Raw genomic sequence first — 13,326 nt, forward strand, 5'->3', positions numbered from 1 at the left:
ACCGCTATGGTCTCTTAGACGGTCGTTATTGAGGCTTGCAACCTAGCCTTGCTCAAGCAAACTGCGCAAATCAATCAAGGCCGCGTTAGCACGAGAAAGGTAAGACGCCATCACCAAAGAATGGTTCGCCAACACCCCAAAGCCACTGCCATTTAGAATCATTGGAGACCACACACTTTCCTGAGTGGATTCCAGTTCTCGAATAATTTGACGCAAGCTAACAAGCGCATTTTTATCGCGCAGTGTCGGAGCAAAATCCACTTCTACGGATTTAAGAATGTGAATCAAGGCCCAGCTTGTACCACGCGCTTCATAAAAAACGTTATCGATCTGACCCCAAGGAGTCTTAACGTATTTATAAGCTTCTTCATTGTTATTGTTGCTCGCATCCTGTGCGCTCTTATTACCGGCCAAATCTGTGTTCTCGCGCACTTTCACCACACTGGCAGATAAACGCTGAGACAAGCTGCCTAATCGCGTACTAACATCAGACAACCAATCCACTAGATTGTCTGCACGGGCATAAAATTTCGCGGGGGCTTGTGAAGAATTTCCCGCCAAGCGATCCATGTATTCTAATATTTCTTTGTTGCCACGCAGGTACTCGCTTTCACTAGACGGCAATGCCCAGCTGTTGTTATCGAAGTTAAACTGCGGCTCAGCGACTTTTAGGTTCACATCTTCGGTAGATTGAGATTGCGAACGGCTAAACTCTTTACGCATCGCGCGGGCTAAATCCCTGACTTGTACCAAGACGCCAAATTCCCAAGACGGCATATTGTCCATAAATATACCTGGTGGCATCACATCATTCGAAATAAATCCGCCTGGCTTATTAAGTAAGGTATCCACCATTTCATGCAATGTATTGGCGGTGGTGTAACCCACAACCAATTGCTTGTTTTCCCCCAGATCATCGCGCGCTTGCGCCGTCGCTTTGGCTTCTGCAACCACATCAAACTGGCTCGGTTCATTGCTCCAATACATGCCCAACACAGAGAGCAAAATAGCCAACACACACACCAACGCCAGCAACCATTTCCACAAACCAGGTAAATGGGAGCTACCTTTCCAAAACTGCAATTTACTTAATAAACTCGCCATCATTATTTCACCTTAATTCTGTTGTAATTCGACCATGTAATCTGAGCGATGATAAATCATAGCCCGCACACGAAAATCAACCACACGACTGTTAATAATTTGATAAATCAATCGCGCTTCTTTGTCATTCGGCCAATAAATGGCAATGTCATTTTTGTCTTTTTTTACCTTATCGATGATAGGCTGCATTTTCTCAACAATCTCATCGTCACTCAAACTAAATAGCGTCTTTGGCAAAAAGTATTGCCCAGCTTTTGCTGGCGCCGTCGTCACTGCTGTCTCAACGGCGTGGCCGCTCTCCTTTTGTAATGACTCAGCAGATGGCTGAGCCGCCTTTTGACGCGCTACTGCGGCCGCTCGCTGTGCTTTTAAACGGGCAATTCGTTGGTCCATTTGCGTAATAGTCGCATCTTCTGGGTTAGCAGAACGCGCGGACGCCAAATAACGAGTCGCCATTTTATAATTACCCTGTTGCGCAGCATTCCACGCCCACTGGGTGTAAGTATCGACAATCTCGGCAATCCCTACTGTCGCAGAGTAATTACCTGGGTCGCGCCCTAACACCGCTTGAAAATACAAATTAGCATTGTCTTCTACAGGCGTAAGCAAACGCTTCTCCGCCAGCGCTTGTTGACCCTGTTTGACCAGCTTGTCAGTAAGACTCTCATACGCCGTCATCGTTTTTTTAGGTAAAGCCGCCGCTTGTGTGACTGACGTGCGAGGCGGCGTTGTTGATTGTGATGATGCCAAGGTCGGCGCGGACGGTTCTGCGTCAGCCATCGTTTGTGATGAGTCTGATTTTTTCACATTTGCCTGACACCCTGCTAGGAAAATGACAGCAAACAGTAAGGATATCGTTTTAATGCTCAATTTAACCCCTTATGACTAGCAACTTTTTGACGGCTTGATAGTCTATATCCGCTATTCGCGTGATGGAATAGATTCACGCACTCTAACTTATTTTACGAAAGATTATTATGCGCACATTGATTGTATTTTTTTTGCTATTGGTTAACAGCACGGCCTTTGCCTTTACTTTTGCCCCCACTAGCAAATCATTAGAGCCAACCTTTCTTCCCGTTGAGCAAGCATTCAAAGTGTCTATTGATGCCCCTCAAAATGGCATCATCAAAGCCAATTGGTTTATTCACGAAGGTTATTATCTCTATCAAAACCGCCTGTCTCTTTCTGGTCCGCAAGCCGACAAACTGCATTTCGCGGCGCTGCCGAAAGGAGAAGACAAAACCGACAAATACTTTGGTGATGTCATTGTTTACAAACACCAGCTATCGGTTCCTATTTATTATGACATTACCTTACCTGCTGGCACCAAAATCAAGGCCGCCTTACATTATCAAGGTTGTGCTGAAAAAGGCCTCTGCTATGCGCCACAAGTAGAGCCAATTGAATTTACCGTACCGCCCGTAGAAAAAAAGTTCACGACAACTACCGCTGAACAAACAAAGCCTAGCATAGACAGCAAAAAGACGTCATCGTCTGCGTCACAAACGCCTGATTTTGCGCCTTCAGAAGCCTCCTCCATTAGCCAATTGCTTGCATCAAGCAGTCTGTGGACCGCTATTGCCGCGCTCTTTGGGTTTGGGCTTTTGCTCTCACTCACCCCTTGCGTATTGCCTATGATTCCAATTGTTAGCGCTATTGTGGTGGGCACTCGGCGCTCAAAACTAGGGGCTTTCTATTACAGCGTTGTCTATGTGTTGGCCATGGCTCTGACGTATGGTGCCATTGGTGCCATCGCTGGCGTCTTTGGCACTCAACTCAACCTGCAAGCGCAATTGCAAAGCCCTATTTTACTGGGCATTAGTGCCGCTCTCTTTATTGCGCTGGCGCTCGCCATGTTTGGTGTTTATGAGTTGCGTCTGCCATCTTCTTGGCAAAACCGACTGCAACAAAGTGGCAAGTCTGCAACAAACTCTAGCGTACGCACTACTCTAAATACGTTTATGGCTGGGGTACTGGCGACGCTGATCGTTTCACCTTGTGTCTCGGCTCCCGTGGCAGGCATCTTGCTTTATATTTCCAGCCAAGGGGATATTTGGTATGGCGCGCTGATGCTGTTTGTCATGGCGTTAGGCATGGGGATTCCTTTGCTCTTGGTCGGACTTTTTGGCCCCAAAATACTACCCAAAAATGGCCCTTGGCTGCACGATACCAAAGTCATTATGGGCTTTGCCCTACTGGCGGTGTCGATTTGGCTCGCCACCCGTTGGCTACCCGCTATGACACACCTTGTGTTGTGGGGCGCGCTGGCTTTTGCGATCAGTGCCTATTTCTTACATAGAGTCACCACGTCTTACTCTCACCCAGTGCGCTGGTTCTTCGCCCTATTCTTTGGCGTCATTGGTGCGTTCGAAATGTACGGCGGAGCCACTGGTTCAAGCAACCCTCTAAAACCCATTGCTGCCAGTCAAGGCATGGTCACGACACTGTCCGCACCTATGTTCAAACAAACCATCGGTGGATTGGATGAGATCCACGCCTTGGTAGCCGCCGATGACAACAGACCCATAGTGTTGGATATTTATGCGGATTGGTGCATTAGCTGCAAAGTCATGGAAGAAGAGATTTTTAAAGCCAACGACGTGCGTCCACTGCTGCAAAACGTTCAGCTTGTGAGAGTAGATGTGACCAAAAACACGCCAGAGAACAAAGCGCTGATGGCGCATTTCGCTATTTTCGGCCCGCCATCACTGATTTTTCTAGACACTAAAGGCAATGAAAGGAAAAAGTTAACCCTCGTGGGTGAGCCGACTAAGGCTGAGGTTTTAAATCGTCTACACTTTGTAACGAAAAGCGATTAAGTGAAAAAAGGCCGGTCGGTTTACCACTGGTTAAATATAAAACAGGAGTGCCAGTTTTCGGTTTTTTTACGTCATAACTGGACAATTTCACGGTTTTTAACGATAATTTCTCGCCACATGACTCTGACCCCTTCCCTTTGGTCATTTGATGTTAGCAGGTTGCCAGGACGGCTGTTTTGCAATCTCTTCATTAAAGATCTTTATTTTTGCCAGAGCGTGCCGAATTAATAATGATTAGCCTTCATAAAAGCGCTAAACAATTTAGACCGAAAGAAGAGAGTAACAATGGATATTCGCAAAATTAAAAAACTAATCGAGCTTCTAGAAGAATCTAACGTCTACGAGATTGAAATCAAAGAAGGCGAAGAAGCCGTTCGCATTAGTCGTGGCGGCGCTCCCGTTGCTATGGCGCCACAAATGATGGCAGCGCCAGCACCTCAAGCTGCGCCAGCGCCTGCACCAGCGTCTTCTTCTGCCGCACCAGCAGCCGCACCTGAAATCGCAGGCCACACAGTAAATTCCCCAATGGTTGGAACTTACTACAAATCTTCAGCACCAGGTGCTAAAGCCTTCATTGAAGTCGGTCAAAAAGTCAACGCTGGCGATACTATCTGTATCGTTGAAGCCATGAAAATGATGAACCAAATCGAAGCTGACAAGTCTGGTACTATCGGTGCCATCCTTGTAGAAGACGGCGAGCCAGTTGAATTTGATCAACCTCTCGTTTCCATCGTTTAATCCACAGCAATAGGTTTCATCATGCTCGATAAGGTATTGATTGCAAACCGAGGCGAAATCGCGCTACGTATTTTACGTGCGTGTAAAGAACTCGGTATCAAAACCGTTGCGGTTCACTCTAAAATTGACCGCGACCTACTTCATGTTCGCCTAGCAGACGAATCCATCTGTATCGGACCAAATCCTTCAGCGCAAAGCTATCTGAACATTCCTGCGATCATCAGTGCCGCAGAATTGACAGACACTTCTGGGATTCACCCAGGTTACGGCTTTCTAGCTGAAAACGCAGATTTTGCTGAACAAGTTGAACGCTCTGGCTTCGCCTTCATTGGCCCTAAAGCTGAAACAATTCGCCTTATGGGTGACAAAGTTTCTGCGATTAAAGCCATGAAAGAAGCTGGCGTTCCTACCGTTCCAGGCTCTAACGGCCCAGTGCCAGAAGATCCAGAAGAATGTGTTCGCATTGCTCGTGAAATTGGCTTCCCTGTGATCATCAAAGCCGCTGCAGGTGGTGGTGGTCGTGGTATGCGCGTTGTTCACAACGAAGGCAGCCTACTTAAAGCCATCAGCGTGACGCAATCTGAAGCGGGCTCTTACTTCGGTGACAGTACGGTTTACATGGAAAAATTCCTACAAAACCCACGTCACGTAGAAGTTCAAGTACTTGCTGATGGCCAAGGCAACGCGATTCATTTATACGATCGCGACTGTTCTTTGCAACGTCGTCACCAAAAAGTATTGGAAGAAGCACCAGCACCAATGCTGAACGAAGAATCTCGCCAAGCCTGTTTAAAAGCGTGTGTTGATGCTTGTATCAAGATCAACTACCGCGGCGCAGGTACATTCGAATTCCTATACGAAGATGGCGCTTTCTACTTCATCGAAATGAACACTCGTGTACAAGTAGAGCACCCTGTTACAGAAATGGTAACGGGTGTCGACATCGTAAAAGAACAGCTTCGTATTGCCAGCGGCATGCCTTTGACTCTTAAACAAGAAGACATCAAGCTAAACGGCCATGCAGTAGAAGCACGAATTAACGCTGAAGACCCTAAAACCTTCATGCCAAGCCCTGGTAAAGTGAACTACTTCCATGCGCCAGGCGGTAACGGTGTACGCGTTGATTCTCACCTTTACAGCGGCTACTCAGTACCACCAACGTACGACTCTATGATTGCAAAAATCATCTGTCATGCGCCGGACCGTACTATGGCACTAAAACGCCTTTCTGGTGCATTAGATGAAACCTTCATCGATGGCATCAAGAGCAACATTGACCTGCAAAAAGATCTCACAAACGATGCGAACTTTATTGCTGGTGGCGTTAACATCCATTATTTGGAGAAAAAGCTCGGCCTTTAATCGCTGACGCTTTTACCCCTAGCGATCGTAAAAATCGCTAGGGGTAATCATTTTCTACTCGCGAACCTTCCCCAGCTTCGTTATTCTACCCCTTGATTGTTTATTTTCGGATTCTTGTTTTATGCCTTGGCTTCAAATACGTTTAAATACCACACCTGAGCACGTCCCAGCCTTTGAAGATACTCTGCTAGATTGCGGCGCAATCGTGGTGACCTTTGAAGACGTGCATGACGACCCAGTCTACGAACCAGACCTGAACACCACACCATTATGGAAGCACACCCAAGTCACTGGCTTATTTGAAGCGGATGCTGACCTTGAGCACATTCGCCCAGCCGTTGAACACAAAGCCGCTGCATTAGGCGACGCTGAGTCACTTGAGCTAAAAATTGAAATCGTAGAAGACAAAGATTGGGAACGAGAATGGATGGACAGCTACCATCCCATCAAATTCGGCGAACGCCTATGGGTATGCCCTAGCTGGCGCGAAGTGCCTGATGAAAATGCCATCACACTGATGCTAGACCCAGGCTTAGCCTTTGGCACAGGCACTCACCCAACCACAGCGTTATGTCTACAATGGCTAGACAGCATTGACTGCGAAAACAAAACCATCATTGATTATGGTTGTGGCTCCGGCATTCTAGGCATTGCAGGGCTATTGCTTGGCGCGAATAACATGGTGGGTATCGACATTGACCCACAAGCGGTTCAAGCCACCCAAGCCAATGCAGAACGCAACCAAATAGACCCAGCGCGCATTGAAGTAAAACTGCCGCCTTATGAGTCAGACTTGCAAGCTGATATCGTGGTAGCAAACATCCTAGCGGGCCCTCTTGCTCAATTGGCTACAACGATCACCGCCCTAGTGAAACCTAACGGTAAACTGGCGCTATCCGGCATCCTTGCGAATCAAGCACAGGAAGTCATCGAGGCGTATCAGGAATGGTTTACCATTGAGTCAATGACAGAAAAAGAAGAATGGGTACGCATTGTTGGCGTAAAAAACGCTTAAAACAACATTGCTCTTTGTGAAAGTTCGATAAGGAAGGCCGTAACGCAATGACCGATAGCTTAATTACTCGTTGTCCAAAATGTTCCACTGCATTTCGTGTAACCGATGATGTATTAAGCATGGCAAAAGGAAAAGTGCGTTGCGGTCAATGTTTCCATATTTTTGATGCCATGGAAGCCGCTAACCCCTCATCCCATGGTCCTATCGCCACGCCATCCCCAGTCACAGAGCATACCGCGACAAACGACACAGCAACCAAGGCGGGCTACAGCGAGACACAAGACCCTATAGCCAGTGCATTTGATGACGCTTTTGCAGAGCAGCCAGACACATCGGCGAAAAACACCATGTTGTTCACCTCGGCTGATGATGAACCCGTCAATCCGGAATGGCTGCAAACCTTATTCGACGAAGACGATCTAGCCCCAGGCACACCAGACGATCCATTATTCGACGCGCCAAAACACAACAAAACCTATTCCGCCACACCACCAAACAAGGCGACCAAAGTCAGCGAAAGCACGTACGCTGGCAATGAAACACCACACACGCCTCAAGCCAAACCGTCCCCCAAAAAGCCTGTCACAGACAACAGTGACCCGGCACCGTGGGAATTAGAACTGGCCGAGGTAGAAGCCGCCCTTAGCGCGTCGCCAAGATCGCAGCCCATCAAAAAAGAAACCATAGAGCACTTTGCGACAACCCAGAAAGAGCCTAAGCAAGATGCCAAGGCCAATGAGCCAGAACCCGATTATATGGTGGCACTGCATTCACTCGCGCAAACCGCAGCGGAAGTAGAAGCCCCGAATCGAGTCAGCCAGCAAAACAATGCGCTTAACCAAATCACCAGCCAAGAATACCTAGACCCCTTGATTGGCGAATATGAAAAAGAGCAGAAATCCAACAAAAAACCTCGCACTTTCCTGTGGTTTTTAGGCGCGCTATTGGCCCTATTCGCACTGGCGACACAAGTAACAGGGCACTTTTTTGTGCAAGGCAGTCAGTCGGAAAATTTTCGCGTTTTTTACCGAACTTTTTGCACCTATACCGGCTGCACACTCCCCACGTTTGTAGACATCCATGCCATTAGCATTCAACACGTGCGCATTCAAAGCCACCCGACTCAAACCAATGCGTTGTTAGTCAACGCCATTATCACTAACACCAGTCGCTACGCTCAACCCATGCCCAAAATTGCCCTGGAGTTTTTCGACCTTAATGGCGCACCAGTGGCCGCCCGCCTCTTCGCCCCTAAAAACTACCTAGACAAAGACTTCCTCGACATCACTTATATGCCACCCAACACGCCAATTCATCTGGTGATTCCGATCCGTGATCCAGGCGCAAGAGCCGTCACTCACCAACTCAGAGTTTTCCCAGCAGAGACTCGCTCTTACTAATTTGGGGTTATTTTGATCTAGCGGCAAAATAAGCACAATTTTTAGTCAATTTTTGTGCTGTCAAGACTTCAAAAATGCCTATCGACTAGGTATTATGCACGCCCGCTCGACGTTGTCGCCGATCTTTAAACATCCGATTCAGTATTCAGGAACAACATGGCATTTGCTATTGGTTCATATTGCGTTGACAAACCCGTTATTCTTGCCCCTATGGCAGGTGTAACAGATTTGCCTTTTCGCCGTCTTTGCCATGATCAGGGTGCCGGTTTAGTCGTCTCAGAAATGGTGACGTCTGATGTTCGTCTTTGGAACTCAACGAAGAGTCGTCATCGTTTAATTCATGATGCCGAAGTCTCGCCAAGGTCAGTGCAAATTGCTGGCGGAGACCCACTGATGATGGCTGAAGCCGCTCAACAAAATGTTGAGCTTGGCGCACAAATCATCGATATCAACATGGGCTGCCCTGCTAAGAAAGTCTGCAACAAAGCCGCAGGCTCTGCTCTGTTGAAAGATGAAGTGTTGGTTCGAGAAATACTAGAGTCGGTGGTAAATAGTGTGTCCGTTCCTGTGACGTTGAAAATCAGAACAGGATGGAGCCTAGACCAGAAAAATGGTCTCACCATAGCCAAGATGGCAGAAGACATTGGCATTAAAGCATTGGCCGTTCATGGAAGGACTCGTGAATGCAAATTTAAAGGCCAAGTCGAATACGATACCATCGCCGAAATTAAACAACACCTTACCATTCCGGTGTTTGCTAATGGCGATATCAAGGACGCGAAGACCGCAAAGTTTGTGATGGATTATACCAAAGCAGATGGCGTTATGATTGGACGTGCCGCACAAGGACGACCATGGATTTTCCGGGAAATAAATCACTATTTACAAACCAATGAACTGTTAGCGCCTCCTTCTCTTTTAGAAGTGCAACAGTTAGTGATCAGCCATGTGAATGCTCTTCACCAGTTTTATGGTGATTATCTAGGCGTGCGCATTGCACGCAAACATGTTGGCTGGTACCTGCAAACGTTGGCGGACAAAACACAATTTCGCAGCGAATTTAACCGTATTACTAATACGCAAGAACAGCTCGATCAATTGAACGAATTTTTTGTTTGTCATATGGCAAACGAACCTTGTACTTAATAGACAACGATTTCATAGTCTCGGCTGATTTATCCTCATCCGTGGTCTATGCTCAATGCCTATTACTAAATGGTTAGCTTTAAACTAGAAGGTTACTCTGTGGTAGAACAAACTCATACTCAAACGTTTCAAGCTGCTTCTTCAGAGCAGTCACAAACCCTACGTGACAATGTTGAAAAGGCACTGCAAAACTATTTCGCTCACTTGGATGGGCAACCAGTGACTGACTTGTATCAGTTAGTCTTAGCTGAGGTTGAGGCACCTCTGCTAGAGTCTGTCATGAGCTACACAAAAGACAATCAGACAAAGGCGTCAACTATCCTTGGCTTAAACCGAGGTACGTTGCGCAAAAAGTTAAAGCAGTACGGCATGCTTTAACCATTGAAAAAAGGGCGGTTTCGCCCTTTTTTCGTTTTACCTTCCCCTTGTTTATTTATCGTTAATCAATTGCGAGAACCATGATGGCAAATCACACTACTGTTACTCCAATCAAACGAGCTCTAATCAGCGTTTCCGACAAAACAGGCATTGTCGAATTCGCACGCGAATTGACCGCACAGGGCGTCGAAATCCTTTCTACTGGTGGTACTTACCGTCTACTGCTTGAAAACCAAGTAGCAGCAACGGAAGTGTCTGATTACACCGGCTTTCCTGAAATGATGGACGGCCGTGTAAAAACACTGCACCCGAAAGTACATGGCGGCATCCTTGGACGTCGTGACATCGACGGCGCGATCATGAAAGAACACGGTATCGACGAAATCGATATGGTTGTCGTTAACCTATACCCATTCGAAGCAACCATCGAACGCCCTGACTGCGATTTGCCAATGGCAATTGAAAACATCGACATCGGCGGCCCTACTATGGTTCGCTCTGCTGCGAAGAACCATAAAGACGTCGCAATCGTTGTTTCTCCAGCAAGCTACGACACACTGCTTGCTTCGCTAAAAGCAGATGGCGGCTTAACCTACGACCAGCGTTTCGACTTGGCCGTTCAAGCCTTTGAACACACGTCTCATTATGATGGCGCTATCGCTAACTTCCTTGGCAAAAAAGTGGCTGGCGGCAGCGAAGATTTTGCTCGCACTTTCAACTTGCAATTCAACAAGCAAGAAGAAATGCGCTACGGTGAAAACCCTCATCAAAAAGCGGCGTTTTATGTAGAAGCCAATCCAAAAGAAGCGTCCATCAGCACCGCGAAGCAAGTTCAAGGTAAAGCCTTGTCTTACAACAACATCGCCGATACAGATGCCGCTCTAGAATGCGTTAAAAGCTTCGACAAGCCAGCCTGTGTTATCGTTAAACACGCCAACCCTTGTGGTGTCGCGACGGCTGAAAATCAGCTGGCAGCGTACGAACTGGCCTTCCAAACTGACCCAACGTCTGCTTTCGGCGGCATCATTGCTTTCAACCAAGAATTAGACGCTGCAACGGCTCAAGCCATTGTTGACCGTCAATTCGTTGAAGTTATTATCGCGCCAAGCGTCAGCCAAGCGGCAGCCGATATCGTTGCAACTAAGCAGAACGTACGCCTGCTAGAATGTGGCCAATGGTCAGCGAACAAACCCGCTGCCCTAGACTACAAACGCGTTAACGGCGGCTTATTGGTTCAAGACCGTGACGACGGTGTCATCACTCTTGATGACCTTAAAATCGTGTCTAAGCGTCAGCCAAGTGAAGCAGAACTAAAAGATCTATTGTTCGCTTGGAAAGTCGCTAAATTTGTTAAGTCTAACGCCATTGTTTACGCGAAAGCAGAACAAACGATCGGTGTGGGCGCTGGCCAAATGAGCCGTGTATACAGTGCAAAAATCGCTGGCATTAAAGCCGCAGATGAAAATCTAGAAGTGGTTGGCTCTGTTATGGCCTCTGATGCTTTCTTCCCATTCCGCGACGGCATTGATGCCGCAGCACAAGCGGGCATCACAGCGGTCATTCAGCCTGGCGGATCTATGCGCGACGCAGAAGTTATTGCGGCTGCCGACGAAGCTGGTATGGCCATGGTCTTCACTGGCATGCGTCATTTCCGTCACTAAAATAGACGTCACTATTTAGCGAATAACCAGTGGAGCGATCCACTGGTTTACAATAGAAAGGATGAAATAATGAAAGTTCTTATTATTGGTAACGGCGGCCGTGAACATGCTCTTGCATGGAAAACCGCAGAATCAAACGATGTCGAAAAAGTCTTTGTTGCTCCAGGTAACGCTGGCTCAGCAACCGAAAACAAAGTCGAAAACGTTAATATCGGCGTGACTGACATCGCCGATCTTGTTGCCTTTGCAAAAAAAGAAAACATCGACCTGACCATTGTTGGTCCAGAAGCACCGCTTGTTATCGGTGTGGTTGATGCTTTTGAAAAAGAAGGTCTTGCGATCTTCGGCCCAACCGCCGCAGCCGCTCAATTAGAAGGCTCCAAAGCCTTTACTAAAGACTTTTTGGCTCGCCACAACATCCCAACAGCGGCTTACGGCAACTTCACTGAGATCGCACCTGCGGTTGCTTACATCAAGCAACAAGGCGCGCCTATCGTGGTAAAAGCCGATGGCCTAGCCGCTGGTAAAGGCGTGATTCTGGCTCAAACAGAAGCAGAAGCCATCGAAGCCGTTGAAGACATGCTACAAGGCAACTCTTTTGGTGACGCTGGCAGCCGTGTGGTTATCGAAGAGTTCTTAACTGGCGAAGAAGCAAGCTTCATCTGCATGGTTGATGGCGAAACGGTTCTACCAATGGCCACCAGCCAAGACCATAAAGCGCGCGACAATGGCGACTTAGGTCCAAACACTGGCGGCATGGGCGCTTATTCTCCTGCCCCTGTTGTTACGCCTGAAATCCATGATCGCATCATGAACGAAGTGATTATGCCAACCGTGAAAGGCATGAATGCAGAAGGCAATCGCTATCGTGGTTTCTTGTACGCTGGTGTCATGGTTGCCGCGGACGGCACACCAAAAACACTGGAATACAACTGTCGTTTTGGCGACCCTGAAACGCAACCTATTATGATGCGTTTACGTTCCGATCTAGCAAAAATGTGTTTGGCGGCCATTCATGGCGAGCTAGACAGCGTGGAAGCAGATTGGGACCCTCGTGCCAGCCTAGGCGTTGTACTGGCGGCGGGCGGCTACCCTGCTGACTACCCGAAAGGCGACGTAATCTCTGGTTTGGACACAGCACTGCCTGCACACCAAAAAGTCTTCCAAGCGGGCACCGCATTGAAAGATGGTAACGTGGTTACTAACGGTGGTCGTGTCCTTTGTGCGGTCTCTCTTGGCGACACAGTAGCTGATGCGCAAGCTGGTGCTTACGACGTAGTGAAAACACTGTCTTGGGATAAAGTTTACTTCCGCACCGACATTGGCCACCGTGCCATTGCTCGTGAGCAAAAGTAATACCCAGTTCTGCTGACAAGAAAGCATTAAAAAGGCCTCTAGATGAGGCCTTTTTAGTTGGTGAATTCGTTTACTGTTTTATCTGTCGCTCTTTTTTGTCGAGCCACTGCTTAAATGTGCGACCAAGCTCGAGCACAATTAAGCCGAAAATTACTCCTGCTACCCAATCCAGCGCAAGCAAAAAGCCCACAACAATCAGCATTCCATAGCCATACATCAAGTTAGTACGTGTTTTTGGCTTGTGTTGGCGAGTGAACCAAGTAATGCACAATAACGCTAAGCCGAACCAAACATAATACTCGACCAAAATTGGATATAGCATTTCATCCCCTATCTAGTTAATA

12 protein-coding genes are annotated in these 13,326 nt (G+C 47.6%); 9 read left to right on the plus strand and 3 right to left on the minus strand.

Annotated features, from left to right (window positions below; genetic code table 11):
- Positions 1–42 precede the first annotated feature (42 nt).
- A complete protein-coding gene (locus ACIGBN_RS05010) occupies positions 43–1,104 on the minus strand; it encodes a DUF2333 family protein (RefSeq protein ID WP_133003344.1) in 1,062 nt (353 codons plus the stop codon).
- Positions 1,105–1,116: 12 nt separating this feature from the next.
- Positions 1,117–1,974 (minus strand): hypothetical protein, encoded by an 858-nt coding sequence (locus ACIGBN_RS05015; protein ID WP_396663978.1) that lies wholly within the window; start codon positions 1,972–1,974, stop codon positions 1,117–1,119.
- A gap of 107 nt (positions 1,975–2,081) precedes the next feature.
- Between ACIGBN_RS05015 and dsbD the strand changes: the two genes are divergently transcribed.
- The 9 genes from dsbD (at position 2,082) to purD (ending at position 12,982) form a co-directional block, all read left to right on the plus strand.
- On the plus strand, positions 2,082–3,926 hold the full coding sequence (dsbD, locus tag ACIGBN_RS05020) for a protein-disulfide reductase DsbD (RefSeq protein ID WP_396663980.1): 1,845 nt from the start codon (positions 2,082–2,084) through the stop codon (positions 3,924–3,926).
- 285 nt (positions 3,927–4,211) lie between these two features.
- Positions 4,212–4,664, plus strand: coding sequence for an acetyl-CoA carboxylase biotin carboxyl carrier protein (accB, locus tag ACIGBN_RS05025; protein WP_133002978.1), 453 nt, complete (start codon positions 4,212–4,214; stop codon positions 4,662–4,664).
- 21 nt (positions 4,665–4,685) lie between these two features.
- Positions 4,686–6,026: an acetyl-CoA carboxylase biotin carboxylase subunit gene (gene accC, locus ACIGBN_RS05030; RefSeq protein ID WP_133002977.1), complete on the plus strand. Its 1,341-nt coding sequence runs from the start codon at positions 4,686–4,688 to the stop codon at positions 6,024–6,026.
- A gap of 121 nt (positions 6,027–6,147) precedes the next feature.
- Positions 6,148–7,041 (plus strand): 50S ribosomal protein L11 methyltransferase, encoded by an 894-nt coding sequence (gene prmA / locus ACIGBN_RS05035; protein ID WP_396663983.1) that lies wholly within the window; start codon positions 6,148–6,150, stop codon positions 7,039–7,041.
- 47 nt (positions 7,042–7,088) lie between these two features.
- A complete protein-coding gene (locus tag ACIGBN_RS05040) occupies positions 7,089–8,441 on the plus strand; it encodes a zinc-ribbon and DUF3426 domain-containing protein (RefSeq protein WP_396663985.1) in 1,353 nt (450 codons plus the stop codon).
- 156 nt (positions 8,442–8,597) lie between these two features.
- Entirely contained in the window at positions 8,598–9,587 is a 990-nt protein-coding gene (dusB, locus tag ACIGBN_RS05045; RefSeq protein ID WP_133002974.1) for a tRNA dihydrouridine synthase DusB, read from the plus strand.
- A 69-nt stretch (positions 9,588–9,656) separates the two neighbouring features.
- Positions 9,657–9,965: a DNA-binding transcriptional regulator Fis gene (gene fis / locus ACIGBN_RS05050; RefSeq protein WP_243712003.1), complete on the plus strand. Its 309-nt coding sequence runs from the start codon at positions 9,657–9,659 to the stop codon at positions 9,963–9,965.
- Between the two features lie 83 nt (positions 9,966–10,048).
- A complete protein-coding gene (gene purH, locus ACIGBN_RS05055) occupies positions 10,049–11,626 on the plus strand; it encodes a bifunctional phosphoribosylaminoimidazolecarboxamide formyltransferase/IMP cyclohydrolase (RefSeq protein WP_133003343.1) in 1,578 nt (525 codons plus the stop codon).
- A gap of 69 nt (positions 11,627–11,695) precedes the next feature.
- Positions 11,696–12,982, plus strand: a complete 1,287-nt coding sequence (purD, locus tag ACIGBN_RS05060; protein WP_396663988.1) for a phosphoribosylamine--glycine ligase — start codon at positions 11,696–11,698, stop codon at positions 12,980–12,982.
- Positions 12,983–13,052: 70 nt separating this feature from the next.
- Here the strand turns inward: purD and ACIGBN_RS05065 are convergent, their stop codons facing one another.
- Positions 13,053–13,304 (minus strand): hypothetical protein, encoded by a 252-nt coding sequence (locus ACIGBN_RS05065; protein ID WP_133002972.1) that lies wholly within the window; start codon positions 13,302–13,304, stop codon positions 13,053–13,055.
- Between the last annotated feature and the right edge of the window lie 22 nt (positions 13,305–13,326).

This window comes from Marinomonas sp. NPDC078689 (genome assembly GCF_044542435.1).
In the GTDB taxonomy this organism is placed as follows: Bacteria; Pseudomonadota; Gammaproteobacteria; order Pseudomonadales; family Marinomonadaceae; genus Marinomonas; species Marinomonas arenicola.